The organism is Rhizobacter sp. SG703 (assembly GCF_012275445.1).
In the GTDB taxonomy this organism is placed as follows: Bacteria; Pseudomonadota; Gammaproteobacteria; order Burkholderiales; family Burkholderiaceae_C; genus Rhizobacter.
Map to the genome: position 1 here is coordinate 52,131 of NZ_JAAZQK010000011.1, position 24,652 is coordinate 76,782.

21 protein-coding genes are annotated in these 24,652 nt (G+C 71.5%); 9 read left to right on the forward strand and 12 right to left on the reverse strand.

The features are described 5' to 3' along the window. Positions 1–18 precede the first annotated feature (18 nt). Positions 19–1,680, forward strand: coding sequence for a phosphoglucomutase (alpha-D-glucose-1,6-bisphosphate-dependent) (gene pgm, locus FHT26_RS22435; RefSeq protein WP_168562323.1), 1,662 nt, complete (start codon positions 19–21; stop codon positions 1,678–1,680). A gap of 10 nt (positions 1,681–1,690) precedes the next feature. Here the strand turns inward: pgm and FHT26_RS22440 are convergent, their stop codons facing one another. Next, complete coding sequence (locus FHT26_RS22440; protein ID WP_168562324.1) at positions 1,691–3,190, reverse strand: CYTH and CHAD domain-containing protein; 1,500 nt, start codon at positions 3,188–3,190, stop codon at positions 1,691–1,693. A gap of 5 nt (positions 3,191–3,195) precedes the next feature. Continuing rightward, positions 3,196–3,423 carry a hypothetical protein gene (locus tag FHT26_RS22445; RefSeq protein ID WP_168562325.1) on the reverse strand — a complete coding sequence of 76 codons (228 nt, stop codon included), beginning with the start codon at positions 3,421–3,423 and terminating at the stop codon, positions 3,196–3,198. Positions 3,424–3,524: 101 nt separating this feature from the next. Here FHT26_RS22445 and FHT26_RS22450 point away from each other — a divergent pair, with 101 nt between their 5' ends. Continuing rightward, positions 3,525–3,974, forward strand: a complete 450-nt coding sequence (locus FHT26_RS22450) for a hypothetical protein (protein ID WP_168562326.1) — start codon at positions 3,525–3,527, stop codon at positions 3,972–3,974. Between the two features lie 34 nt (positions 3,975–4,008). Here the strand turns inward: FHT26_RS22450 and FHT26_RS22455 are convergent, their stop codons facing one another. From FHT26_RS22455 to FHT26_RS22470, 4 genes are all read right to left on the reverse strand, one after another. Further along, a complete protein-coding gene (locus FHT26_RS22455) occupies positions 4,009–4,227 on the reverse strand; it encodes a hypothetical protein (protein ID WP_168562327.1) in 219 nt (72 codons plus the stop codon). Positions 4,228–4,364: 137 nt separating this feature from the next. Further along, the gene (locus FHT26_RS22460) at positions 4,365–6,236 is read right to left on the reverse strand and encodes a bifunctional metallophosphatase/5'-nucleotidase (RefSeq protein WP_168562328.1); all 1,872 of its coding nucleotides are present in this window, start codon (positions 6,234–6,236) and stop codon (positions 4,365–4,367) included. 87 nt (positions 6,237–6,323) lie between these two features. Then, positions 6,324–6,929, reverse strand: coding sequence for a PEPxxWA-CTERM sorting domain-containing protein (locus tag FHT26_RS22465; RefSeq protein WP_168562329.1), 606 nt, complete (start codon positions 6,927–6,929; stop codon positions 6,324–6,326). A gap of 92 nt (positions 6,930–7,021) precedes the next feature. After that, positions 7,022–7,978: a LysR family transcriptional regulator gene (locus tag FHT26_RS22470; protein ID WP_210427538.1), complete on the reverse strand. Its 957-nt coding sequence runs from the start codon at positions 7,976–7,978 to the stop codon at positions 7,022–7,024. Positions 7,979–8,079: 101 nt separating this feature from the next. Between FHT26_RS22470 and FHT26_RS22475 the strand changes: the two genes are divergently transcribed. Then, a complete protein-coding gene (locus tag FHT26_RS22475; RefSeq protein ID WP_168562330.1) occupies positions 8,080–9,300 on the forward strand; it encodes an MFS transporter in 1,221 nt (406 codons plus the stop codon). A 13-nt stretch (positions 9,301–9,313) separates the two neighbouring features. Here the strand turns inward: FHT26_RS22475 and FHT26_RS22480 are convergent, their stop codons facing one another. Next, entirely contained in the window at positions 9,314–10,324 is a 1,011-nt protein-coding gene (locus FHT26_RS22480) for a transporter (protein WP_168562331.1), read from the reverse strand. 171 nt (positions 10,325–10,495) lie between these two features. Between FHT26_RS22480 and FHT26_RS22485 the strand changes: the two genes are divergently transcribed. Next, a complete protein-coding gene (locus tag FHT26_RS22485) occupies positions 10,496–12,670 on the forward strand; it encodes a M66 family metalloprotease (RefSeq protein ID WP_168562332.1) in 2,175 nt (724 codons plus the stop codon). A 92-nt stretch (positions 12,671–12,762) separates the two neighbouring features. Beyond that, entirely contained in the window at positions 12,763–13,521 is a 759-nt protein-coding gene (locus FHT26_RS22490; RefSeq protein ID WP_168562333.1) for a substrate-binding domain-containing protein, read from the forward strand. A gap of 34 nt (positions 13,522–13,555) precedes the next feature. Here FHT26_RS22490 and pcp read toward each other — a convergent pair whose 3' ends face one another. Continuing rightward, entirely contained in the window at positions 13,556–14,221 is a 666-nt protein-coding gene (pcp, locus tag FHT26_RS22495) for a pyroglutamyl-peptidase I (protein WP_168562334.1), read from the reverse strand. Positions 14,222–14,340: 119 nt separating this feature from the next. Here pcp and FHT26_RS22500 point away from each other — a divergent pair, with 119 nt between their 5' ends. Continuing rightward, positions 14,341–14,901, forward strand: a complete 561-nt coding sequence (locus FHT26_RS22500; protein WP_168562335.1) for a YgjV family protein — start codon at positions 14,341–14,343, stop codon at positions 14,899–14,901. A gap of 43 nt (positions 14,902–14,944) precedes the next feature. Further along, on the forward strand, positions 14,945–16,057 hold the full coding sequence (locus FHT26_RS22505) for a DUF748 domain-containing protein (RefSeq protein ID WP_168562336.1): 1,113 nt from the start codon (positions 14,945–14,947) through the stop codon (positions 16,055–16,057). Here the strand turns inward: FHT26_RS22505 and FHT26_RS22510 are convergent. Continuing rightward, positions 16,014–16,535 (reverse strand): DNA-binding protein, encoded by a 522-nt coding sequence (locus FHT26_RS22510; protein ID WP_168562337.1) that lies wholly within the window; start codon positions 16,533–16,535, stop codon positions 16,014–16,016. The genes FHT26_RS22505 and FHT26_RS22510 overlap by 44 nt on opposite strands. Before the next feature lie 45 nt (positions 16,536–16,580). After that, the gene (locus tag FHT26_RS22515; RefSeq protein WP_168562338.1) at positions 16,581–17,420 is read right to left on the reverse strand and encodes a class II glutamine amidotransferase; all 840 of its coding nucleotides are present in this window, start codon (positions 17,418–17,420) and stop codon (positions 16,581–16,583) included. 215 nt (positions 17,421–17,635) lie between these two features. Here FHT26_RS22515 and FHT26_RS22520 point away from each other — a divergent pair, with 215 nt between their 5' ends. Then, positions 17,636–19,537, forward strand: a complete 1,902-nt coding sequence (locus FHT26_RS22520; protein ID WP_168562339.1) for a TonB-dependent receptor plug domain-containing protein — start codon at positions 17,636–17,638, stop codon at positions 19,535–19,537. Between the two features lie 25 nt (positions 19,538–19,562). Here the strand turns inward: FHT26_RS22520 and FHT26_RS22525 are convergent, their stop codons facing one another. Then, the gene (locus FHT26_RS22525; protein WP_168562340.1) at positions 19,563–23,270 is read right to left on the reverse strand and encodes an ATP-binding protein; all 3,708 of its coding nucleotides are present in this window, start codon (positions 23,268–23,270) and stop codon (positions 19,563–19,565) included. 124 nt (positions 23,271–23,394) lie between these two features. Between FHT26_RS22525 and FHT26_RS22530 the strand changes: the two genes are divergently transcribed. Beyond that, complete coding sequence (locus tag FHT26_RS22530) at positions 23,395–23,748, forward strand: hypothetical protein (RefSeq protein WP_168562341.1); 354 nt, start codon at positions 23,395–23,397, stop codon at positions 23,746–23,748. On the opposite strand, the gene dapA is transcribed toward FHT26_RS22530, so the two are convergent. Beyond that, positions 23,732–24,613 (reverse strand): 4-hydroxy-tetrahydrodipicolinate synthase, encoded by an 882-nt coding sequence (gene dapA, locus FHT26_RS22535; protein ID WP_168562342.1) that lies wholly within the window; start codon positions 24,611–24,613, stop codon positions 23,732–23,734. The genes FHT26_RS22530 and dapA overlap by 17 nt on opposite strands. Between the last annotated feature and the right edge of the window lie 39 nt (positions 24,614–24,652).

Sequence of the window (24,652 nt, forward strand, 5' to 3'; positions counted from 1 at the left end):
GCTGCCTATCATCGATCGATGAGCACAACGCACGAACTCGCCGGGCAACCGGCCCCCGCCTCGGTGCTGATCGACGTCGGCCGGCTGCTCGCCGCGTACGCCGACGAACGCCCCGACCCTTCGGTGCCGGCACAGCGCGTCGCGTTCGGCACCTCCGGCCACCGCGGCTCATCGCTCGACCGCTCGTTCAACGAATGGCATGTGCTCGCGATCGCGCAAGGCATCTGCGACCACCGGCGCCAGGCCGGCATCGACGGGCCGCTGTTCCTCGGCGTCGACACGCATGCGCTGTCGGCGCCGGCCGCGCTCACCGCGCTCGAGGTGCTGGCGGCAAACGGCGTCACCGTGATGCTGGCCGGGCGCGACGAGTTCACGCCGACGCCGGCGGTGTCGCACGCGATCCTGGTGCACAACCGCCGCCACCGGGGCTCGGAGACCACCTCGGGCCTGGCCGACGGCATCGTGATGACGCCGTCGCACAACCCGCCGCGCGATGGCGGATTCAAGTACAACCCGTCGCACGGCGGCCCGGCCGATGAAAAAGTCACCGGCTGGATCCAGGCCGCGGCGAACCGCCACCTCGAGACCGCGCTGAAGGACGTGAAGCGCATGCCGGCCGCGCGCGCGCTGCGCGCCGACACCACGCGCCGCCACGACTACCTGCACCACTATGTCGGCGAACTCGGCGAGGTGGTCGACCTCGACGCGGTGCGCGCCGCCGGCGTCCGCCTGGGCGTCGACCCGCTGGGCGGTGCCGGCGTGCACTACTGGCGTGCGATCGCCGAGCACTACCGCCTCGACCTCACTGTCGTCAGCGAAGAGGTCGACCCGACCTTCCGCTTCATGTCGCTCGACTGGGACGGCCAGATCCGCATGGACCCGTCGTCGCCGTATGCGATGCACCGGCTGGTCGCGCTGAAGGACCGCTTCGACATCGCGTTCTCTTGCGACACCGACCACGACCGCCACGGCATCGTGACGCCCGGTGCCGGCCTGCTGCCGCCGAACGACTACCTGTCGCTGATGATCGAGCACCTGTTCCGGCAGCGCCCGGCGTGGGGCCGCGAGGTCGGCATCGCGAAGACCGTCGTGACGACCCAGCTGATCGAGCGCATCGCCGCGCGGCTCGGTCGCCCGCTGTTCGATGCGCCGGTCGGCTTCAAGTGGTTCGCCGACGGCCTGCTGAAGGGCAGCCTCGGTTTCGCCGGCGAGGAAAGCGCCGGCGCGAGCTTCCTGCGCCGCGACGGCACGGCGTGGAGCACCGACAAGGACGGCATCGCCGCTGCGCTGCTGTCGGCCGAGATCACCGCGACGCAACACCGCGACCTCGGCGCCGTGTACGACGAGCTGGCAGGCGCGCTCGGCCGGCCGGTCGCCGGCCGGGTGTCGGCCGCCGCGACCGCGGCGCAGAAGCGGCAGCTCGCGGCACTGTCGCCGCAGCAGATCCGCTCGACCGAGCTGGCCGGCGATCCGGTCGTGCAGGTGCTCAGCCATGCACCGGGCAACGGCGCGGCGATCGGCGGCATCAAGGTGGTCACCGCGAACGGCTGGTTCGCGGCGCGGCCGTCGGGCACCGAAGAGATCTACAAGATCTACGCCGAGAGCTTCCGCGATGCGGCGCACCTGCAGCGGCTGCTCGACGAGGCGCAGCGGGTGGTCGACGGCGCGCTCGCCAGCTGAGGTCGGCCGCTCAGCGCCGCGGCGTGCCGTGCCAGAACGGCCCGGCCGCGCCAGCGCGCTTCAGCGCCTTGCGCGCCGCGCGGGCCGAACGCGCCTGCTGCGCGGACAGCCAGCCCACCGCGAACCAGGCCTCGGGTTCGGACTCGGCCCGCTCGCGGTAGGCCGCCCGTGCCACTGCCAGGTCGTTGTGGCGGCCGAGCGCGTCCTGCGCCGGTGCCAGCGCGTCGAAGAAGCGCGCGACCGGCTTGTCGCGGTACAGCGGCGCGATGAATTCCGCGAGGTAGCGCAGGCGCTTCAGTTCCTTGCGCACCGCGTGCTGGTCGTCGACCGACGCCTCGACGAACCTGCGCGAATGGGCGACGAGGCGGTGCAACAGCGCATCGAGACGTTCGGCCATCGCATCCACCGCGGGCCCGTCGTGCGCGCCGCCGCCGACTTCGGAGGCCCCCATCGCGTAGGCCTGCGCGGCCAGCAGCACCTGTTGCACGTCGGCATGCTGCACCCAGGCGGCCAGCGCGCCGGCATCGGACGACGGCCGCGGGCGCGTCAGCGGCGGCGAGCCGGCGGCGACCAGCGCATCGGCGGTTTCGTCTTCGAGGATCTGCTGGTCGCGGTCGACGCCGAGTGCGCGGAACAGCTCCGCGATCGGCGCCTCCCAGCCGGGGTCGAGCCCGCAGTCGAGCGGCGCCATCTCACGCAGCACGACGCGCAGGCGCCGCAGGCCGATGCGCAGCTGGTGCACATGTTCCGGCTGGCGGCTGCCGGCAGCGACGGCGCTCGCATTGCGAAGCACCTGGGCCAGGCAGGAACCGATGGCGGCCCGCGCGAGGGCCGGGCCGTCGGCATCGGCGGACAGCTGCAACGGCTTCGCGCGCGCCGCCGCGGGATGGGCCTGGCCGCGCGACAACAAGGTGCCGCGTTCGGCTTTCGAGACGATGTCCAGCCACAGGCCGTGCGCGGCGACCCAGTCGGCGGCCAGTGCGAACAGGCCGTGCAGCGGGCCGGCCTTCCATTCGAATTCGATCTCGCGCAGCGGATGCGTCGCGCTGCCTGCGACGACCTGCCCGGTGTCGAGCGCCGCTTCGATCTCGGTGCCGCCGGGCAGCGCGAAGACGCGCACGAGGCGGTCGACCTCGGTGCGGAACACCTCGTGCAGCACGGCGCCGCCGAGCACGTCGACCAGCCGCCGGTGGGCCGGCGAGCCGCGGTGGCGGTCGATGTCGAGGGCCGGCGCGCCGGCGGTGGCAGTGGGGGCGTCGTCGGCCGGCAGCGGTGCGTTGTGTTCCAGCCGCGACACGCCATGCGCGCCGCTGGCCTTCAGCGTCTGCACCCACTGCGTGCCTTCGAGCCGCAGGCGCAAGGCGATCTCGTGGCGGGCCAGCAGGCCGTCGGCGGTGTCGAAATAGTGCGCCTGCATCCGCACGGCCTCGGTGGGCCCCTGCAGGAACTGGCGGTGCAATGACGCGAATCGGGTCTCGGGAATCTGGAACTTCAGCTCGATCTCATGCATGGGAATCAGGGTTTCCGTCGTGTCAGGCGCGTGCGCCAACGGTGCCAACCGGCGTGCCAGCGCGCGCGAAGCGTCGGCGGATCATCGCCCGGCGATGCACTGCCGGGCTCGCTGTCGGACGAGGCGAGCTCGTCGCCGCGGTCTTGCGCCGCTCGCCGGACGAACTGCGGGTCCATCATCAACGCGCCGATCGACATCAGGCCGAGCCGCGCGCGAAGCCGTCTTGTCTCCATGGTCTGCTCCCGTCCACCGGATCTCGGGCCACCCCGACCTGGCGCGACGCCGAGATCTGATATAAACGGTATATATCGTATAAACCATTGAAGTCAAGCCGATGACCACGACACCGACCGTACGCAAGACCGCCACCAGGACCTCCACCAAGACCGCTGCCGCCCCGGAGAAGAAGGCTGCCGTGGCGGCGAAGAAGGCGCCGGCCAAGAAGATGCCGGCCAAGAAGGCCGCCCCGGACAAAGCCGGCGCCACGAAGGCGCTTGCCCGCAAGCCGGCGACGCCTGCAGCGCCGACACCGGCGCCCGAGAAGCCCAAGCACAAGCTGGTGCGCGACAGCTTCACGATCCCGAAGTCCGAATACCAGTTGCTCGATGCGCTGAAGCTGCGCGCGGCCGCGCTGAAGCGCCCGACCAAGAAGAGCGAGCTGTTGCGTGCCGGCATCGCGGCCCTGAACGCGATGGCCGACAAGCCGCTGCTCGACGCGCTGGCCAAGGTGCCCAGCCTGAAGACCGGCCGCCCGAAGGCGGATGGCAGCGCCTCGAAGGCCTGACGTGAACCGAACCTGAGTCCGGACCGGGCTCAGTTCAGGTCAGTTCACCCCATGCCGTCGCGACCCGGCGGAAGCGGCCGAGCTCGTCGAGCGCCTGCGCATCGACCAGCTCGGCGGTGCCTTCCATCACGGTGCCCTGGAAATCCTGTTCGATCACCGCTCGCGGCGCCTTGAACGTGGACGGGAGCTGCTGGCCCGACTCGATGTCGAACAGCGAAAACCCATAGACGGTGACCAGCTTGTCGACTTCCATCTCGGCTCCTTGTGCAGGTGGTGCGGGGTGGGTTGCTGCAATGCAGCAGTGAAAATTATAGGAATCCACCCCACCGCGCTCACCTGACATTCCACCCTCGCGGGTCGGGATTGGCTTGCGCTGCATCAAGGATTGGCTCACGGATTCACATCGGCCCCCAGCGGGCAGGTGCCGCCCCCGGCGGGCGCATTGACGCGCAGCACGCGCGGCTTGCCGAGCGCCGGGGACGCGGGGTCGTAGGCTGCGCTCGGCGCCTTGTACGACGCCAGGTAGGCCGTCAGCGCATCGATGTCCTGCGCGCCGCCCAGCAGTGACGTGCCCTGCAGGAAGGTCGAGAATCCGTCGCCACCGGTCGCCATGAAGTTGTTGATCGTCACGCGCCAGGTCTTCTGCGGGTTCAGCACGGTGCCGGCCGCATCGACCAGCGTCTCGGTGCCGGCGGCCGTCGTCAGCGTCACGCCGCGCACGCGCGCATCGCAGGCGGCGCTGCCGTCCCAGCTGTAGCGCAGGCCGGCGCTCGGCACCATCAGCCGCGTCGCGGTCGCGAGCTGGCCGCGGCAGCCGGCGAACTGCTGTTCGAGCACGTCCTTGATGTTCTGCGTCGTCAGCGTCAGCGTCACCAGGCTGTTGCCGAACGGCTGCACCGTGAAGGCCTCGCCGTAGGTGATGTTGCCGTCGCCCTCGCCGACCGCGCTCGACGCGAAGTTGAAGCCCGGGCTGCGCACGCCGCCGCGGTTCATCAACGCGAACTGCGCGCCGCCGAATTGCGGCGCGGCGGTCGCCGCGAGCTGCGCATCGGCCACCAGTTCGCCGGCCGGCGTGTTGCAGGCCGCATCGGCGGTCACCGGCAGCGCCTGCGTGATGCTGCCGATCACCTGGTTGGCGATCGGCGCGACCAGCGTGCCGTAGGCCGACACCAGCGCCGCCACCGCCGCATTCGGCGTGGTCGCCGCATCGCTGCGGTCGACGACGCGGTTGGTCGCGCTGACGGCTGTCACGTCGCCGTTGGACGGGTTGATCGTCAGGTCGATGTCGCTGACGACGCGGCCGAACGCACCCGCCTGCGTCACCGGAATCATCCGCCCGGCCGCGTTCGGCAGCTGGCAGTTGTAGGCGGTGTGGGTGTGGCCGCTGACCACCAGGTCGACCGCGTTGTCGAGCTGGCGCACCACGTCGGCGATGGCCGAGCCGGCCAGCCCGCCGGCACAGCCGTTGATGTCGTTGCTGCCGACTTGCGAGCCGCCCTGGTGCACCAGCACGACGATCGCCTCGACGCCGAGCGCGCGCAGCCGCGGCACCAGCGCATTGACGGTGTCGGCCTCGTTGCGGAATTCGAGCCCGGCAACGCCGCTGGGCGTCACGATGGTCGGCGTGTCACGCAGCGTCATGCCGATGAAGGCGACGCGCACGCCGTCGAAGCTCTTGATGCCGTAGGCCGGCAGCAGCGTCTTGCCGGTCGCCGTGACGTAGACGTTGGCCGACAGCCACTTGAACGACGCGCCCTCGAACGGCACCGGCGTGCCGACCTGCGCGCCGCGGCAGCTGTTGGGGTCGGCCGCGCCGCCGGGCAGCGTCGCGCAGCCGCCGCGCTGCAGGCGCAGCAGGTCGGGCGAGCCGTGGTCGAACTCGTGGTTGCCGACCGCATTGAACTCGAGGCCGATGCGGTTCATCGCCTCGACGGTCGGCTCGTCGTGGAACAGCGCCGACACCAGCGGCGATGCGCCGACGATGTCGCCGGCGCCGACCACCGCGTTCAGCGGGTTCTGCGCCTTCAGCCGCGCGACGAAGCCGGCCAGCATGTCGGCGCCGCCGGCGGGCACCAGGCCGGCACCGCTGGTCGAGCTCTGCGTCGCCGGGCTGAAGTTGCCGGGCGATTGCAGGTTGCCGTGGAAATCGTTGAAGCCGATGAGCTTGACGTGGACGGGCGCGCTGCTTTGCGTCGCGGTGACAGGTGCGCAGGCGCACAGCGCGACGGCGGCGGCCGCCATCAGGTTGCGAAGGAAATGCATGAAGGTCCTTGTTGGGTGTTGCGAGCCCGGATGGGCATCCGGGCTGCACGGCTGGCAGCCCGGACGCCGATCCGGGACGCGCGTTTCTCAGCGGCGGCGGCGCGCGGCGATGCCGACCGCGGCCAGCCCGGCGAGCATCAGCGCCCACGCGGCCGGCTCGGGCACCGGCGTCAGCATCACCGCGCCGACGGTCGCGTTCAGCGGCGTGCCGTCGAGCCCGACGCTGTGCAGCAGCGAACCGGTGACGGTGTAGTCGCCGGGCGTGCTCAGCAGCCACGCACCATGGCTGTAGGCCGGGTTGGCCCAGGCCGCGTCGAAGTTCAGGCCGACGTTCGGCGCACTGCCGACGCTGCCGGCCGGCACGTCGCTGGTCGACCAGTTCTGGCCGTTCACCCGCACGTTGAAGCTGTCGCCGGCATAGCCCGCATCGACCACGCGCAGCCAGGTCGGCGTCGTGATCGCGAAGCTGAACGACAGCAAGGAGCCGTCGCTGATGTCCATCCATTCGAGGCCGGACGATGCGGCCGTCTGCTCGTCGACGTCGAAGGCCACCCACTGGCCGAGGCCGGGTTGCACGGTGGTGGCGTGGGCCGGACCGACCGCGCCGACCAGGGCCAGCACCCCGGCCGTCGCAGCGCGCAGCGTGGGTCGTCGGAACCGGTCGGACAGCTGGAATCGCTTGGTGTTTTTCATGATCCTCCTTGAGACGGCATCCACTCGGGCCGCGGGACCGACTTTCGCGGCTCTGGCCGACCGCTGTCCATCCCCTTTTTGCGACAGGGGAATCAGACCGGCCGCGTCACCTCGGCCAGCGCGGCGGGCAACTTCGCCCGCATCGCTTCGATGAAGCGGCGCAGACGCGCCGGATGGAAGCGCGACGGCGGGTAGATCAGGTGCACCGGCAGCGCCGCGGCGCGCCATTGCGGTGCAAGGTGCAGCAGCCGCCCGGCCGCGATCTCGTCGGCCAGCATCCAGGTCGACATCAGCCCGACGCCGATGCCGCGCACCGCGGCACTGCGCAGCGCGTAGAAGCTGTCGGTGGTGAAGCGCGGGCGGAAGGTCACGCGATGCGCCTCGCCGGTGTCGACATGGCTCAGCAGCACCTCGGTGCGGTAGAAGTTGCGCGCACTCAACCAGGGCAGCGCGGCGAGTTCGCGTGCATGCACCGGCATCGCGCGCCCGGCCATCAGCGACGGAGCGGCGACCACGATGCGCGGCACCTCCGACAGCTTGATCGCGACCACCGACGGATCGGTCACCTCGCCGACCTGGATCGCGCAGTCGATGCCGTCGCCGACGAAGTCCGGCGTGCGGTCCTGGGTGCTGTCGTACAGCAGCCACTCGACCGTGACGCGCGGGTGGTCGCGCATGTAGTCGGACAGCGGGCCGACCAGCAGTTGCTGGCCGAACGCATGCGGCGCCACCACGCGCAGCAGGCCCTCGGGCTCGTCCTCCGCGCCGCGCAGCTCGGACTCGAAGACTCGCCAGCTCGCGATCAGCTCCTTCGCGCCGTCGTAGCAGCGCTCGCCGTCGGCGGTCAGCGTCATCGCGTGGGTCGAGCGCTGCAGCAGCCGCAGTCCGAGCGATCGCTCCAGCGCCTGCAGGCGCCGGCTCACCGTCGGCTGGGTCGTGCCCATCTGGGCCGCTGCGGCCGACAGGCTGCCGGCCTCGACGATGCGCACGAAGGTTTCCATCAGCTCGATGCGGTCGGCCGGCGGGCTCGCGGTGCTGGGCTTGCTCATGCGCCGAGCGTATAGCAATTCTGCGGACCGCCGGGCTACACAGACGCGGTCGTCCTGGAGACACTGCAGCCCTTCGTTCATGCACTCAGGGTTTACGCGAGATGACCACCATTCCTTCAACGCATGCCGCACCGATCGCCTTGACGCCGTCCGGCAATGTCCCGCTGCCGATGGTGCTGCTGCTGGCCACCGGCACCGGGCTCGGCGTGGCCTCGCTGTACTACAGCCAGCCGATGCTCGGCGTGCTGGGTGCCGAGATCGGCGGCAGCGCAAGCGGTGGCCAGGCCATCGGCTTCGTGCCGACGATGACGCAGCTCGGCTACGCACTCGGCATCCTGTTCCTCGCGCCGCTCGGCGACCGCTACGACCGGCGCCGCATCATCCTCGCGAAGGCGGCCGTGCTGTGCGCGGCGCTGCTGCTGGCCGGCGCGTCGCCGTCGGTCGGCGTGCTGCTGGTCGCAAGCCTCGCGATCGGGCTGGCCGCGACGATGGCGCAGGACATCGTGCCGGCTGCAGCGACGCTCGCACCCGATGCGCACCGCGGCAAGGTGGTCGGCAGCGTGATGACCGGGCTGTTGCTCGGCATCCTGCTGTCGCGGGTGGTCAGCGGTTTCGTCGCCGAGCATTTCGGCTGGCGCACGATGTTCATCGCCGCCGCGGCCGCGATCGCGCTGCTCGGCGTGGCGCTGTGGCGCGGGTTGCCGCGGCTGAAGCCGACCACGCACCTGGCCTACCGCGCACTGCTCGGCTCGCTCGGCAAGCTGTGGCTGAAGCACGGTGCGCTGCGCCGCGCGGCGCTGGCGCAAGGGCTGCTGTCGGTCGGCTTCAGCGCGTTCTGGTCGACGCTGGCGGTGATGCTGCACGGCGAACCGTTCCACCTCGGCAGCTCGGCAGCCGGTGCGTTCGGGCTGGCCGGTGCGGCGGGCGCCCTCGCGGCACCGATCGCCGGCCGCATGGCCGACCGCCGCGGGCCGGAGCTGGTGACGCGCGTCGGCGCGGCCCTGGTGCTGGTGTCGTTCGCGGTGATGGGGCTGATGCCGTTCGTGCCGCCGCAGGCGCAGCTCGGCCTGCTGGTCGCGAGCGCGGTCGGCTTCGACCTCGGCATCCAGGTCGCGCTGATCGCGCACCAGACCATCGTCTACGGCATCGACCCCGGCGCCCGCAGCCGCCTGAACGCGGTGCTGTTCACCACCGTCTTCATCGGCATGGCAACCGGCTCGGCGCTGGGCAGCGTGGCGCTCGCGCACTGGGGATGGATGGCGGTGACGGCGCTGTCGGCGGGTGCGGCCGCCCTGGCGCTGGCGGTGCGCCTCTGGCGCTGAGTCCAGTCCGGGTTCAGTCTTTCTTGCGAAAGGCCAGCCAGCCCGCCAGCGCGGTGAACACCACGACCAGCAGCACCACCACCAGGAAGCCGTGCTTGTGCTCGCCGAACGGGATGCCGCCGACGTTCATGCCGAAGAAGCCGGTCGTGATGTTGATGGGCAGCGCGAGCACCGTGACCATCGTCAACGTGAACAGGCTGCGGTTGGTCTGCTCGCCGACCTCGGCGGCGATCTCTTCCTGCAGCAACTTGATGCGCTCCTGGAGCGCGGCCAGGTCGCGGATCACCAGCGAGAACTCCTCGGTGGCCTGGCGCAATTCGTCGAGGTCGTTGGCCGCGACCCACGGCGGCGGCTGGCGCAGCAGCCGGAACAGCGCGCCCGGCTCCGGCGCCAGCAGGCGCTGCAGCCGCACCAGCACCCGGCGCAGCTGGCCGAGCTCGGCGCGGCGGCGGTCGAGGCGGCCGCGCAGCAGGCTGTCCTCGATGCCGTCGACCTTCAGCGTGGCTTCGCGCACGATGCGCACCAGCACGTCGCCCTGGTCCTTCAGCAGGTGGTTCAGCAGGTCGACCGACGAGCCGAAGCGCACGCCCTGCTTCACCGCCTCGCGCAGCCGGTCGATCGAACGCAGCGGATGCGCCCGCGCGCTGACGGCCAGCCGCGCATCGACGCTCATCCACAGCGTCGCGATCTCCGACGGGTCGAACGCGAACTCGTAGGCCACGTCGTTGACGACGGCGATCAGGTTGTCCTGCGCGTCCTCGATGCGCGTCGAGCGCGAGCCCTGCTGCAGCGCCTCGAAGAACTCCGGCGCGAGCGGCAGGTTGGCCTGCATCCAGGCCTGCGACGTGGCGGAGGTCAGGTCGAAGTGCAGCCAGATGAAGGCACCGTCGCCGGGCCGGGCGTCGGGCGGCGTCTTCAGCCACTCGACGGCCTGGGCCAGGTCGATCGGCTCGCCGCAGGCACTGGGCGCAAAGCGGTAGCCGCACAGCAGGCCGTTCTGCTGGGCTCCGTAGGTGATGGGCATTGGGGGCTCCTCCTGTGATGCACGCGCGGCAACCCGCGATGAGAACACGGCTTGATGACACGCGCCTGCAGTTGCAAGCGGGTGTAAAAGCAGAAAGGGGCAAGGTGCCGTGAATGCGCTTTCATGATTCTTCGCGGATCATCGCGGCGCTGCCACCCCGGACCCCGAAGCATGAAGCGCCTGCCCCTGCCCACGACGACCCGCATCGCCCTGCTGTTCACTGCCGTCGCGCTCGCCGCATGCGGCGGCAAGGACGATGGCGACGCCTCCGCGCCGCCGCCGGTGTCGACACCGTCGCCCGCCCCTGCGCCGGCGCCGGCCCCCGCGCCTGCGCCGGCTCCATCGCCGGCACCGTCTCCCGCACCTGCACCTTCCCCGGCTCCATCCCCGGCTCCATCCCCGGCGCCGGCCCCTTCGCCTGCGCCCGCACCGGCCCCCTCGCCTGCTCCAGCACCCGCCCCGGCCCCGACTCCCGCGCTCTCCAGCGTCGAGCTCGCGCAGACCCACGTCATCCCGGCCACCGGCCGCAGCATGCAGTCGCCGAACGACGTGAAGAACAAGGTCACGAAGCGCCTGCTGCTGGTGGCCGACCGTGCCGCGCTGCTGATGGTGCAGCCGGCCGCCAGCGTCAGCTCGCTGGTGGTGCGCGCCAAGCTCGCCGACGGTCGCATGCTCGGCCCGCTGGCGATGACCCCGCCGGCGAAGCTGCCCGCCACCGACGGCGGCCGCCCGGCGTATTCGAGCGTCAAGTACAGCGCGCTGCTGCCGCGCGAATGGATCCAGATCGGCAGCACGCTCGAGGTCGGCCAGGGCGATTTCTCGTCGCCGCGCAGCGTCGCGCTCAGCGTCACGCCGGCCACCACGCTGACGCACCACACGATCCCGGTCTACCTGTTCGGCGCACGCGCCGCGCAGTCGGTGGTGCCCGACTGGGCGCTGTCGTCGGCCTCGACCAACGGCTACACGCTCGACCAGGAGTACCAGCAGAAGCTGCCGATCGCGAAGCTCGCGCAGGTGACGACCGGCGCCGTCACGATCGACCAGCTCGCCGTCGGCCCGCGCAACGACGACCAGTTCTGCTACCCGGCGATGAGCTTCGGCTCGTGGGCCGACTTCAAGGCCGCCGGCGGCGACACCAACGCCCGCATCTACCGGCTGCTGTCCGACATGCGCGGCAACAGCGCGAACCGCAACGGCTCTTTCGCCGACGGCTTCTACGGCTTCGTGCAGACGGTCGACGGCGGCCGGCAGGTCGCCGCGTCGACCGGCGGCGGGCTGGGCGGCGGTGGCGTCGGCACCTCGGGCGGAGACTACCGGCCCGACCAGGTCTACTCGGCCATCTTCAACCACGAGATGGGCCACGCCTACGGCTTGCCGCATGCCGACGCCGCGGCCGATGCCGGCGACTACCCGTACCCGATGGGCACGAAGAGCGGCTCGACCTGGGGCTACGACGCGCTGAAGAACCAGCTGCTGACGACGCTGGAGTACAGCGGCCAGTCGTGCGACGGCCGCACCGTCGACGGCACCTGCTTCCAGCGCACGCCGATGTCCGGCGGCGACGACGACCGCGACGGCAAGACCTACCGCTGGAACGCGTTCTCCGACTACCAGGCCGCGCAGATGCAGGAAGGCTTCCTCGACAAGGTGTTCCCCGACGACAGCTACGACGGCGGATACAAGCGCTGGAACCGCGGCACCGGCGCGTTCGAGAAGCTCTCCGCCAGCGACCGCGCCCGCATCGGCACCGACGTCGTGAAGACCGGGCAATCGGTGCAGACGGTGATCGGCACGGTGTCGCACTTCAACCTGTCGCCGACCGCCAGCGGCATGGTGGTGACGCCGGCGTGGACCGGCAACCTGCCGAAGCAGCTCGACCCGACGGTGCAGGCCGACCTGGACCTGACGCTCGGCAGCGCGCCCGGCGCCTGGGGCGGCTACTACTGCGTCTACAACGGCTGCGACTACACGCTGGTGGCGACCTATGCCGACGGCACCGTGCTGCGCAACCTGCTGTCGATGGGCTACCACGTGATGGACGGCGACGTGCGGCCGAGCACGAAAGACGTGCTGAGCGGCGACAACTTCGCGAGCTATGCGGTGAACCTGCCGACCGGCCATGGCGGGCTCTCGAAGCTGCAGCTGTTCAACACGCCGTTCGGCTCGAAGTGGCAGGCGAAGCTGACCGCGATCCGCGTGGCCGACCTCGGCACCAGCGGCTACCCGTTGGTCAACGAATGGACGCCGGCCGCCGGTTTCGGCGGCGGCCCGGGCGCGCCGGGTGTGACGCAGTTCGATGCCGGGGCCTGCAAGCCCGGCGCGGTGGTCAAGCGGCCGGCGCGCTGACGGCCGGCTGAAATGAGCCGACGCACACGCTGACACACGCCACGCCCGGTCGGGGCACACTGCGGGCCTTGCCGCTTCCAGGAGGTCTTGCGATGCACCGATCCTTCTCGTCACTGACGTTGGCCTGGCTGGTGCTGGCCGCCGCCCCGGCCACGGCCGACACCGTGAAGGTGCTGACCAGCGGCGCGTTCAAGCCGGTGGTCGCCGCGATGGTGCCGGCCTTCGAGGCGCGCACCGGCCACAAGGTGGAGGTCGCGAACGACACCGCCGGCGCGCTCGCGAAGCGCGTGGCCGGCGGCGAGGCCTTCGACGTGCTGGTGCTGACGCCGGCGGCGCTGCAGCCGCTCGCGAAGGACGGCAAGGTGCTGCCCGACAGCATCGCGCCGCTCGCGAAGGTGGGCATCGGCGTCGCGGTGAAGGCCGGCGCACCGAAGCCGGCGATCGGCACCGTCGAGGAATTCAGGCATGCATTGATCGACGTGCGCAGGATCGCCTACATCGATCCGGCCTCGGGCGGCTCCAGCGGCATCTACCTCGACGGGCTGTTCGAGAAGCTCGGCGTCGCGCCGCTGGTGCGGCCGAAGGCGGTGCTGGTGAGCGGCGGGCTGGCGGCCGACAAGCTGGTCAGCGGCGAGGCCGACCTGGCGATGCAACAGGTCAGCGAGATCCTGCCGGTGGCTGGCGTCGACCTGGTCGGGCTGCTGCCGCCGGAGATCCAGAACTACACGACCTATGCCGGCGCGCTCGGTGCCGGCAGCACGCACCGGGCGGCGGCGGCCGATTTCCTGAAGGGCCTCGCGAGCGAGGACGCCCGGCAGGCGCTGCGCAGCAAGGGAATGCTGCCGCCCTGAGCCTGCTTCAGTTCGCGGCCTCCATGCGCGTTTTTCAGTGCGTGCTTCCGGCAGCCAGCCGGATGTCGCGCTCGACCGCGAGCGCCGTCGCCGCCATCACCCGCACCGCCCTCACCACCGCCTCGAGCGCGAGGCTCGGCGCGCCCGCGTGGCGCGTTGCCATCACCGGCAGGTATGGCACGTGGATGAAGCCGCCGCGCAGCGCCGGCCGTTCGCTCGCGGCGTAGTGCGACAGCGCGTAGAACACCGCATTGCACACATACGTGCCGGCGGTCGACGAGATCGATGCCGGGATGCCGTCGTCGTGCAGCGCGCGCAGCATCGCCTTGATCGGCAGCGTCGAGAAATACGCGGCGGGCCCGCCCTCCACCACCGGCTCGTCGACCGGCTGCCGGCCGGCGTTGTCGGGGATGCGCGCATCGACGATGTTGATCGCCACCCGCTCGATCGAGACATCGGTGCGCCCGCCGGCCAGGCCGAGGCACAGCACCAGCGCCGGGTCCAGCGCCTCGATCGCGTCGATCAGCGCCGGCCCGGCGTCGTCGACCACGCAGGGCAGCCGGCGCGCCGCGAACACCGCGTCGCCGAGGCGTTCGCCGTCGAGCGTGCGGGCCGCCTCCCACGACGGGTTGAGGGTCTCGCCGCCGAACGGCTCGAAGCCGGTGACGAGCACGGTCTGCGGGGGGCGGGGTCGGGTCATGCGGCATCCTACGGCTTCGAGGGGCTTTGGCGGCGCCGAGGCCGGAGATGGGCCTGCAACCCGGGTCGATTCCGCGGACCGGCACCGCGGCGGCGGCCGGAGACTGTCGGCATCCCGCCATGCCGATCGACGACCTGCTCATCCATGCCACCGGCCTCGCCGCGCTGGCCCTGAACGCCTTCGCGATGCTGCGCCGCTGCGAGAAATCGCTGCGGCTGCAGTCCGGTTTCGCCGGGCTGCTGTGGGCGCTGAACAACGTGCTGATCGGCGCCCACACCGCGGCGGCGCTGAACCTGGTCAGCGCCGGCCGCACGGCCACCTCGGCCGCCACGCTGCAGCATGGCGATGGCGCACGCAGCCTCGGCCTGGCCGCGTTCGGCGTCCTGACGGTCGCCACCGGCCTGCTGACCTGGACCGGCTGGAGCACGCTGTTCCTGATCGGCGCGTCGCTGTGGTCGACCTACGCGATGTTCTACATGACCGGCCGTTCGCTGCGGCGCTCGATGCTCGCGATCTCGGCGCTGTGGATGTACCACGCGTGGAGCTACGAGGCCTGGGAGCAGATGGCGGCCAACGTGCTGACCGCTGCCGCGGCGCTCTACGGCGCCTGGCGTTTCGACCGCGAAACCGTGGACGACGGCACCGAAAGCGACGACAACGTCGCCCCCGCGCCGCGCTGACCCCCGGCATTGGGTAGCATGGCGCCCGCCCATGATTGCCCCGATGCTCGCCCGCCTTTCGACCCTCACCCGCCTCCAGCGCCGCGTCGCCATCGCCGGTGCGATCTTCGTCGCCCTGCTCGTGCTCGCCGTCGTCGCGCTGCAGATCGCGACGCGCCAGCTGCAGGCCGAGGTGGCGCTGGCGCTCGGCCCGCGCGCCAGCATCGGCGCGATCCGCCCCGGCTGGACCGGCATCGACGTGCTCGACCTGCGCATCCAGGGCCCTGCCGGCTGGCCTGCCGCCGACGAACTGCGCGCCAGCCGCGTGCGCATCACGCCCGATCCGCGCAGCCTGTTCGGCGGGCCGTGGCGGATTGCGCAGGTGCGCGTCGAAGGCGCCTACCTGGCGGTGCTGCGCACCCGCGACGGCAAGACCCGCGTGCTGCCGTCGCTGCTGGAGCGGCCGCAGGACAAGGCCAGACCGGCGTCCGGCGCCGCGAAGCCCGACCCGCAGGCGAAGCCGCTGCTGGTCATCGGCCGGGTCGCGCTCGACGCGGCGCAGGTGGAGTTCTTCGACAACTCGGTGCGCCAGCCGGCACTGCGCCTGACGCTCGACGCGGTCGATGCCGACGTCGGCCCGCTGGTGCTGCCGCAACTCGACAAGCCGCTGCAGGTGCAGCTCGACGGCGTGTTCAAGGGCGTGCAGCGCGACGGCCGCATCCGCATCGACGGCGACTACACGGTGGCGTCGCGCGATGCCGACATCCACGCCCGCTTCAACGACGTCGACCTGGTCGCGCTGCAGCCCTACCTGCTGAAGGTGGCCGACAAGGGCATCCGCCGCGGCAAGCTCGACCTCGACCTGCGCGCCACCGTCGTGCGCAACCAGCTGAAGGCGCCCGGCAAGCTGACGCTGACCGGCCTCGAGTTCGCGAGCGACGGCGCGCTGTCGACCTTCGCCGGCGTGCCGCGCCAGGCGGTGCTGGCCGCGATGTCGAAGGACGGCAGGATCGACGTGAAGTTCACGCTCGAAGGGCGGCTCGACGACCCGGCCTTCTCGCTCAACGAGAACCTCGCGACCCGCATCGCGTCCGGCATGGCCGAAAGCCTCGGCGTCAGCCTGTCGGGCATGGTCAAGGGGCTGGGCGGGATGGTGAAGGGCCTGTTCGGGCGCTGAGCTCGCGGTCCAGTTCGTCGATGCGCCGCTGCGCTTGGGCCAGCGCCGCATCGCGCCGCGCCAGTTCGGCCTGCAGCCGCACGGCCCGGCCCGCGGCTTCGAACGCGGCCGCGTCGGCGATCGCCGCCCGCTCCTTCTCGGCCTCGACGTTGGCGACCGCGGCCGCCATCGCCTCGCGCAGCCGCTGCTCGAAGACCCGCTGGTCGACATCGCGCCGGGCTTCGGCCTGCGCCACCTCCCAGACATGGCGCGCCGCCTGCATCACCGGCTCGGGCACGTCGGGCGGCACGCCGAACGCGCCAGGGTCCTTCAGGCGTCCGCCGAGGTGGCGGTACCAGTCGTCGAGCAAGGGACTGACGGTGTTCGGCGATCCACGGCCCAGCTGGCGCCGCACGCGCTCGATGGTCGGGCGCTCGCCGGCCAGCAGCAGCGCGTCGCACGCTGCCCAGACGTCCTTCGCTTGGATGCCGGTGGCCATGTTGCGCATCATACAAACGCTGTATGAAATGCAACAGCCCGCCGCTCAGGTCGCCGCCACCGCCTCGCGTTCGTCGGCCGGCGCGAAGGCCTGGGTGCGCGGGTCGACCTGGCGCCAGACGGTCTCGCCGCCGACGAACACCCGCATCTCGCCGGTCGCGAGCCGCACCCACGGCTCGGCATCGGTCAGCGGCTCGGTCGCGACCAGCGCCATGCGGTCGTCGACGCCGTTCAGCCGGCCGAGGTCGAGGCTGATGTCGCAGTCGAGCAGCCGCGCGGTCGGGAACGGGTGCTGGCGCTGCAGCAGGTAGAGCTTGCTGGAGCAGTGGGCGTAGAGCGCCTCGCCGTTCGACAGCAGGAAGTTGAAGTTGCCGTGGCGCGCGATGCGCTCGGCGAGCAGCGCGATCTGCGGCGCCAGTTCGGCCCAGCTGACCGGCCGCACGCGGTCGGCGAACTGCGCGCGCAGTTCCTGCAGCAGCCAGCAGAACGCCCGCTCGCTGTCGGTGCCGCCGATCGGGCGGTAGGGGCCGGTCAGCGTGGGTTCGAACCCGCGCAGGTCGCCGTTGTGCGAGAACAGCCACGGCTGCCCCATCCACTCCCGCTGGAATGGATGGCAATTGGCCAGCGACCGCACGCCCTGCGTCGCGCGGCGCAGGTGGGAAATGACGATCGCCGACGGAATCGGGTAGTCGCCGAGAAAGGCGGCCAACGGCGATTCGCTCGCCGGCTGGTCGTCATGGAAGACCCGGCAGCCGCCCGGCTCATAGAAGCCGACACCCCAGCCGTCCACATGGTGCGAGGTGCGCCCGCCCCGTTGCCGGAAGCCGGTGAACGAGAACGTGATCGAGGCCTTGCTGTTGCAGTTCATGCCGAGAAGCTGGCACATGTGGATGCATCCGGAAGATCTGGTTGCGCAATGGTTTGCGTCATGCAGACATCGTGCCCGGGCCGAGGTGACGAATCGCGCACTCTCCAAATCCTGCAGCGACCCTGCCCCGTGATCCAGGGGGTCAGACAGATGTCCCTTGTGGGTTTCGCCGTAGTTGATTTGACGGAAGCATTCCTACACTTTGTTTCACAACATGAAGTGAGCGAGGTTGTATGCGAGCCCACCACCGCACCCCGACGTCCGTTGCCGCCCGTGACCGATTTCCATTCTCCCGAAGCGCCGTCGCACTGCTCGCGGCGCTGGCCTGCAGCGACGGCCTGCGCGCCGAGGCGCTGCTCGATCAACCGCTCGAAGCCTTGATGGACATGCAACTCACGACGCTCGGGCGCCGGGTCCAGCCCGAGCAGGACCTGGCCATCGCGACCAGCGTCTTTTCCGGCGACGACCTGCGCCGTGGCGGCGCGCGCACCGTGCTCGACGCGCTGGACTGGATGCCGGGCGTGTCGGTCTCGGCCTTCAACGGCCGCACCACCAGCGTGGCCACGCGCGGCGACGGGAGTTCGCTGATCGCGCACAACACGCTGATCATGCGCGACGGCCGCCCGCAGGAGAGCGCCGGCGGCGGCCCGCCCTGGGCGTTCCTGAACATGCCGATCGAGCACGTGCAACGCATCGAGGTCCAGCGCGGCGCCGGCAACACGCTGTGGGGATCGAGCGCCGCCAACTGCGTGATCAACATCGTCACGCGCAGCGCGGGCGACAGCAACACCGGCGCGGTCGACGTCGACAGCAAAGGGCGGCAGGCCGCGGCGGCCCAATGGGGAATGCGCACGCCGTCGGGTTGGAGCAACTCGTTCTGGATCGCCGGCAACCACCAGCCCGGCACCGACAGCTTCGCCGGGCGGGACGACTGGGACAACGTCGACGAACGCTCGATCGATGCGACGGCCCGCCTGGCGGTCGACGGTGGCAGCGAAGCGACCTTCAACCTCAACACCTACGACGGCGTCGGCGGCAGCAGCGCGACCGTCGGCCGCGCGGTGCTGCGCCGCGAACAGCGCACCGTCCATCGCGAAGCCAGTGCCCGGCTGACCGTGCCCCAGGCCGACGGCGGACAGGTCGAGGTGGCCGGCTACACGCAGGACATCAAGGTCCTGACCGAAGGCGGCGGGCGCTCGACCCGCCGCAACAACGACGTGTCCGGCCGACGCTTCTGGCGCCTGGGCGCGCACGACGTGATGGCCGGCGGCAGCGTGCACAGCACCTCGGCGACACGTGGCGCAGCCGTCACGACGGAGGAACAGGACCTGCAGGTCTACGCGCAGGACGAATGGCACTTCGGCGACGACCGCGGCGCGCTGATCGTCGGTGCGCAGGCCCAGCGCGAGTTCACCAGCTCGGACGTCGACAACATCTACGCCGCGACGCTGCGGCTGCGCTGGGCGGCGACACCGCAGCTGTCGCTATGGGCCGGCCTGTCGCGCTCCGGCACCTCGCCCAACGGCGGCCAGAAGCTGGACATCCCGTCCTTCGAGACCGGGCTGCGCTGGCGGGCCGGTCCCGGCCTGCAGGTCAACGCAGCGGTGTTCGAACAGCGCTTCGCCTCGTTGCAGGTGTCGAACTCGGCCGGACCGGGGCAGCCGGTGCCGCCGGGACCGCCCGTGCCGCCGCTGGACACCCGGCTGCGGGTGCACGGGGCAGAGGCCGATCTGCACTGGCAGGCGGCACCGCGCTGCAGGGTCGATGCGTCGTTCGCCGCGATACGGGCCCGCTTCGACATCGCCGGCAACCGCAGCTCGCCGCTGGCCACCGAGGCGGGCTACTTCGGCGCGACGCCGCGCAACACGCTGAAGGCGCGAGCCCTGTACGAGATCGACGAAAGACAGTCGGTCGAGCTCGGCTTGCGTGCCCGGTCGAACCTCGACTTCGGCTCCTCGCCCGGGCGCGGCGTGCTCGACCTGGCGTGGCGCCATCGCCTGCCGGACGCCGTCGAGCTGGGCGTCGCGATCAAGCAGTTGAACCACGACAGCCTGCCCGACTTCCGCCCGGCCAACACGCCGTTCGCGTACCGCGAGGTGCGCACGCTGGCGCTGTGGCTGTCGTGGGGCGTCTGAGCCTGCGCCGGCTCGACGACCGCCCTCAGCGCAGCAGCTGCAGCAGCGTGTCCATGTCGACCGGCTTCACGAGGTGCTCGTCGAAGCCGTGCGCGGCCGACTTGAGCCGGTCGTCGGCCTGGCCGTAGCCGGTCAGCGCGATCAGCTTGAGCACGCTGCCGCCCGCCTTCGCGCGGATGCGCTGCGCGAGTTCATAGCCGTCCATCACCGGCAGCCCGATGTCGAGCACCGCGATGTCGACCGGATGCTGTTCCAGCAGCTGCAGCGCCGACGGCCCGTCGTGCGCCACCAGCGGCCGATGGCCGAGCGCCTCCAGCAAGGTGGCCATCGTGGTCGCCGCGTCCTGGTTGTCGTCGACGACCAGCACGCGCCGCACGCTGTCGTTCGCGGCGACGCGCCAGGCATCGGCGGCGGCCGGCGCTTCGGCCCGCACATCGGCGGCCAGCAGCGGCAGCCGCAGCGTGAACCGGCTGCCGCGTCCCGGTCCGTCGCTCTGCGCGCCGAGCGTGCCGCCGTGCAGCGCCGCCAGGCTGCGCGCGATCGCGAGGCCCAGGCCGAGCCCGCCATGCGGCCGGTTCAGCGCCTGCCGCTTGCCCTGCACGAAGGGCTCGAACACCACCGCCAGCTCGTCGGACGACATGCCGATACCTTCGTCCTCGACCTCCAGCAGCGCATCGTCGCCGTCGCGCCGCGCGTGCAGCGTCACATGGCCGCCGACCTCGGTGAACTTGGTCGCATTGGTCAGCAGGTTCGCGACGATCTGCCCCAGCCGCACCGCATCGCCGTGCAGCGGCAGGTCTTGCGCCACCTGCACCTGCAGGCGCTGGCGCTTCTGCTCGAACAGCGGGCTCACCGTCTCGACCGCCTGGCCGATCACCGTGCCGAGGTCGAGCGGCGCGCGCTGCAGCTCGACGCGCCCGCGCGTGATGCGCGCGACATCGAGCAGGTCGTCGACCAGCCGCACCATGTGCCGCACCTGGCGCTCGATGATGCCGCGCTCCTTGATCGCCGCGTCCTGCCAGTTCATGCGCATCAGGTGCAGCGCGGTCAGGATCGGCGCCAGCGGGTTGCGCAGTTCGTGGCCGAGCATCGCGAGGAACTCGTCCTTCGCGCGGCTCGCGTCCTCGGCCTGCTGGCGCGCGCCCAGCTGCTCGGTCACCTCGTAGGCGACGACGGCGATCTTGACCGGCTCGGCACCGTCCGGCTCGGTCAGCGGCTGGTAGACGAAATCGAAGTAGCGCGGACCGGACATCCGCACCTCGAAGGCCTTCTCGAAATGCGGTTCGCCGGTACGCATCACGCGGGCGAGCACCTCCTGCAGGCCCAGCCCCTGCAGCTCGGGCAGCGCCTGCATCAGCGGCAGGCCGAGCAGCGGACGGTCGCCGACCAGCCGCCGCTGCTCGTCGTTCGCATAGCTGAACACATGCTGCGGCCCGTCGAGCAGCGCGACCGCGACCGGCGCGTTGTCGAACACCGCGACCAGCCGGCGGTTCGCCGCGTCGCGCACCGCATGCATCTGCTCGCGCACCAGCAGCACCTCGACGCGCGCCGCCAGTTCGCGTGCCGAGAACGGCTTCACGACATAGTCGTCGGCGCCCTTGGCCAGCCCGTGCAGCCGCGCCTCTTCGCCGGCATGCGCCGACAGCAGGATCACCGGCAGCGTGCGCAGCGCGTCGTGGCCGCGGATGCGCTCGAGCAGGCCGAAGCCGTCTAGCGCCGGCATCATCACGTCGGTCACGACCACGTCGGGCCGGCGGCGCGCGATCGCGTCGAGCGCCTGCAGGCCGTCGGCCGCCCCTTCGACGTTCCAGCGCGCGCCCAGCACGCCCGCGATGTAGCTGCGCATGTCGGCGTTGTCGTCGACGACCAGCACGGTCGCACGCGACGCATCGGCGGCCCGCTCCGGGCGCTGCGCCACGGGCGGTGCATGACCGGCCCGCAAGGCGTCCTCGACGAACGCGTCCAGTGCCGCCGGCGCGCCCACCGCCGCCGGCGCGACGCCCACGCGGTGCGCCGGCAGGTGCGCCGCGCCCAGCGGCACGCGCACCGTGAAGCAGCTGCCGCGCCCCGGCGCGCTGGTCACGGTGACGCTGCCGCCGTGCAGCCGCACCAGCTCCTTCACCAGCGCGAGCCCGATGCCGGTGCCCTCGTGCGAGCGCGAGCGTGCCCCGGCAACGCGGTGGAAGCGGTCGAACACATGGGCGAGCGCGTCGTCGTCCATGCCGATGCCGGTGTCGCGCACCTCCAGCACGGCCTCGCCGGCCTCGGTGCGCAGCGACAGCGCGATCTCGCCGTCGAAGGTGAACTTGAAGGCGTTCGACAGCAGGTTCAGGACCACCTTCTCCCACATGTCGACATCGACGAACACCTCGTTCGCGAGCGCCTCGCAGTCGACCACGAAGCGCAGCCCGGCATGCTCGATCGCCGAGCGGAAGGCCGATGCGAAATCGCGCGTCAGCGCCGCCAGGTCGGTGGGCTGGTAGCTGGCCTCGACGCGCCCGGCCTCGATGCGCGAGAACTCCAGCAGCGAATTGACGAGCTTGCGCAGCCGCTCGCCGTTGCGGTGCGCGAGCCGCAGCGCCTCGGCCAGGTCGGGCGGCAGGTCGGGGCGCAGCAGCGCATCCTGCAGCGGCCCGAGCATCAGCGTCAGCGGCGTGCGCAGCTCGTGGCTCACGTTGCTGAAGAACAGGTTCTTCGCGCGGTCGAGCTCGGCCAGCGCCTCGGCCTTCTGGCGCTCCTCCAGGCGCGCGCGCACCTCGCCGAGCCGCGACGCGACCTGCGAGGCGACCAGCGACAGGAAGCTGCGGTAGTCGTCGTCGAGCCGCCGGCGCGGGCTGATGCCGACCACCAGCGCGCCGACGTTCGGCGCCTGCCCGGCCACCACCAGCGGCAGCACGACCGCCTGCTGCACCGGCTCGGTCCAGGCCCCGCGGATCTCGCCGAAGTGCGCCGCGATGCCGTCGGCCAGTTGCGGCAGCCCGCTCAGTTCGGCCTGGCGAACCGGCAGCGGCGACGTCGCGTCGCGCGCCAGCCGGCGCGGCAGCGCGTCGGGCGGCACGTTGGCGGTCTGCGTGACGCGTGCCAGTTCCGGGCCGCGGCCGTCGGCCGCATCGGGCAGGTACAGCGCGGCGAACGGCAGGTCCTGCGGGCTGTTGCCGAGCGTCGAGACGAGCTGCGCCGCGGCGGCCGCGAGCGACGGCAGTTCGCGGATCGGCAGCGCAGCCAGTTCGCGCAGCAGGCGCAGCCGGCGCTCGCCGATCGCGCGCCCGGTGTCTTCGACCACCACGCACAGCATGCCGGCCACGCCGCCGGCATCGTCGTAGACCGGGCTGTACGAGAAGGTATGGAAAGTTTCCTCGGGGTAGCCGCTGCGTTCGAGGAACAGCTGCAGGCCTTCGTCCCAGGTGGCGGTGCCGGTGCTCAGCACCTGGCCGATGCGCGGGCCGATGTCGTGCCAGATCTCGGCCCAGACCACGTCGGCGCGCGCGCCGAGCACCCAGTCGCGCTTGATGCCGACGGTGGGCAGGTAGGCGTCGTTGCAGAAGAACGTGGCCTCGCTGCCCCAGGCCATCCACATCGCGAAGCGCGAGTCGAGCATCACCCGCACGATGGTCTTCAGGCTCTGCGGCCAGCCGCGCGGGTCGCCGAGCGGCGTGCGCCCCCAGTCGAACGCGCGCATGCGCTCGCCCATCTCACCGCCCCGCTCCAGGAACCTCAATGATGCGTCGACCATCGTCAGATGCTAGCGTCGAAAGCAACAGCCGGTGACGCGCGTTACGGCCGGACCGCAGGCTGCATCACCCACGGCCGGTGGCGGCTCGGTTAACCTCGTGGACCTTGCAACTCCGACCCGTCCCATGCGCCTCGTGCCGATCGCCTGCCTGCTGTGGTTCTCCTGCGCCGCCATCGCGCAACCCGTCGCGTCGAAGGACGACGTCGTCGAAGGCGGGCTGCAGTCCGGCCAGCGTTACCAGCTGGCGCAGCATTGCGGCGCGAGCGATGCCGCGCTCGACGCCTACAAGGACCGTTTCGAGGCCGAGGCGCGCGGCCGCCAGGACCTGCTGGCCAGGCTGGACATCAACATCCTGAAGCTGTTCATGCAGGGCCGCCTGAACGGCGACCTGGCGTTCGAGGAACTGAAGGCCAGGCCGCAGGCCGAGCGTGACGCCGCCTGCCGGCAGGCGCTGAAGTCGATCAGCCCGACAGGCTGACCCCGGCCTGCTGCCAGGCCTCGCGCAGCGCGGCCGCCACCAGCGCGCTGGCCGCGGTCATCGGCGCGCGCAACGCCGGGCCGACCTGGCCGAGCGCCGCGAGCTGCGCCTTCAGCGGGCCCGGGTTCGGCTCGGCGAACAGCGCGCCGACCATCGGCGCCAGCGCATGGTGAAGCCGGCGGGCGCGCGGCAGGTCGCCCGCCTGCACCGCGTCGTACATCTCGACGAAGCGCCGCGGGTGCAGGTGCGCACTGGCCGCGATGGCGCCCTGCCCGCCCTGGCACAGCGTCGTGAAGATGTTGTGGTCTTCGCCGGACAGCACCGCGAGCCGGCCGTCGGCGATCAGCGCCTGCGTCTTGCGCGGGTCGCCGCCGCAATCCTTCAGCCCGCGCACGCCGGGGATCGCTGCAATGCTGCGCAGCGTCGCCAGGCTCATCTCGGTGCCTGTGCGGTACGGGATGTCGTAGACCACGATCGCGCTCGGCGCGGCGGCCGCGACCTCGCGGTAGAACTCGACGATGCCCTGCTGCGACGGCCGCACGTACGACGGCGGCGGCACCAGGAAGCCCGCGACCGGCTGCTCGCCGAAGCGCCGGCAGGCGGCGGCGACCTCGCGCGGCGCGATGCCGCTGACGCCCATCAGCACCTTGCGCCCGCCGGCGGCCCGCAGCACGGTGCGCAGCACCGCGGCCTGCTCGGCCTCGTCGAGCGTGGCCGCTTCGCCGGTCGTGCCGCAGGCCACCAGGCCGTGGATGCCGTCGGCCACCAGGCCGGCGACCAGCGCCGCGAGCCGTTCATGGTCGACCCGACCGTCGGCCGCGAACGGCGTGACGACGGGAACCCAGATGCCGGAAAGTTGCTGCATGACGGCCTTCCTCTCGTGCGCCGGGGGAGAACAGGGAGC

Coding starts and splice junctions, on each gene's coding strand:
- FHT26_RS22460 (WP_168562328.1), bottom strand. CDS start 6,236: ATGCATTTCCTTCGCAACCTGATGGCGGCCGCCGCCGTCGCGCTGTGC.
- pcp (WP_168562334.1), bottom strand. CDS start 14,221: ATGACCCGACCCCGCCCCCCGCAGACCGTGCTCGTCACCGGCTTCGAG.
- FHT26_RS22440 (WP_168562324.1), bottom strand. CDS start 3,190: ATGCATGAGATCGAGCTGAAGTTCCAGATTCCCGAGACCCGATTCGCG.
- FHT26_RS22480 (WP_168562331.1), bottom strand. CDS start 10,324: ATGCCCATCACCTACGGAGCCCAGCAGAACGGCCTGCTGTGCGGCTAC.
- FHT26_RS22475 (WP_168562330.1), top strand. CDS start 8,080: ATGACCACCATTCCTTCAACGCATGCCGCACCGATCGCCTTGACGCCG.
- FHT26_RS22455 (WP_168562327.1), bottom strand. CDS start 4,227: ATGGAAGTCGACAAGCTGGTCACCGTCTATGGGTTTTCGCTGTTCGAC.
- dapA (WP_168562342.1), bottom strand. CDS start 24,613: ATGCAGCAACTTTCCGGCATCTGGGTTCCCGTCGTCACGCCGTTCGCG.
- FHT26_RS22500 (WP_168562335.1), top strand. CDS start 14,341: ATGCCGATCGACGACCTGCTCATCCATGCCACCGGCCTCGCCGCGCTG.
- FHT26_RS22510 (WP_168562337.1), bottom strand. CDS start 16,535: ATGGCCACCGGCATCCAAGCGAAGGACGTCTGGGCAGCGTGCGACGCG.
- FHT26_RS22490 (WP_168562333.1), top strand. CDS start 12,763: ATGCACCGATCCTTCTCGTCACTGACGTTGGCCTGGCTGGTGCTGGCC.
- FHT26_RS22515 (WP_168562338.1), bottom strand. CDS start 17,420: ATGTGCCAGCTTCTCGGCATGAACTGCAACAGCAAGGCCTCGATCACG.
- FHT26_RS22465 (WP_168562329.1), bottom strand. CDS start 6,929: ATGAAAAACACCAAGCGATTCCAGCTGTCCGACCGGTTCCGACGACCC.
- FHT26_RS22450 (WP_168562326.1), top strand. CDS start 3,525: ATGACCACGACACCGACCGTACGCAAGACCGCCACCAGGACCTCCACC.
- pgm (WP_168562323.1), top strand. CDS start 19: ATGAGCACAACGCACGAACTCGCCGGGCAACCGGCCCCCGCCTCGGTG.
- FHT26_RS22520 (WP_168562339.1), top strand. CDS start 17,636: ATGCGAGCCCACCACCGCACCCCGACGTCCGTTGCCGCCCGTGACCGA.
- FHT26_RS22445 (WP_168562325.1), bottom strand. CDS start 3,423: ATGGAGACAAGACGGCTTCGCGCGCGGCTCGGCCTGATGTCGATCGGC.
- FHT26_RS22525 (WP_168562340.1), bottom strand. CDS start 23,270: ATGGTCGACGCATCATTGAGGTTCCTGGAGCGGGGCGGTGAGATGGGC.
- FHT26_RS22530 (WP_168562341.1), top strand. CDS start 23,395: ATGCGCCTCGTGCCGATCGCCTGCCTGCTGTGGTTCTCCTGCGCCGCC.
- FHT26_RS22470 (WP_210427538.1), bottom strand. CDS start 7,978: ATGAGCAAGCCCAGCACCGCGAGCCCGCCGGCCGACCGCATCGAGCTG.
- FHT26_RS22485 (WP_168562332.1), top strand. CDS start 10,496: ATGAAGCGCCTGCCCCTGCCCACGACGACCCGCATCGCCCTGCTGTTC.
- FHT26_RS22505 (WP_168562336.1), top strand. CDS start 14,945: ATGCTCGCCCGCCTTTCGACCCTCACCCGCCTCCAGCGCCGCGTCGCC.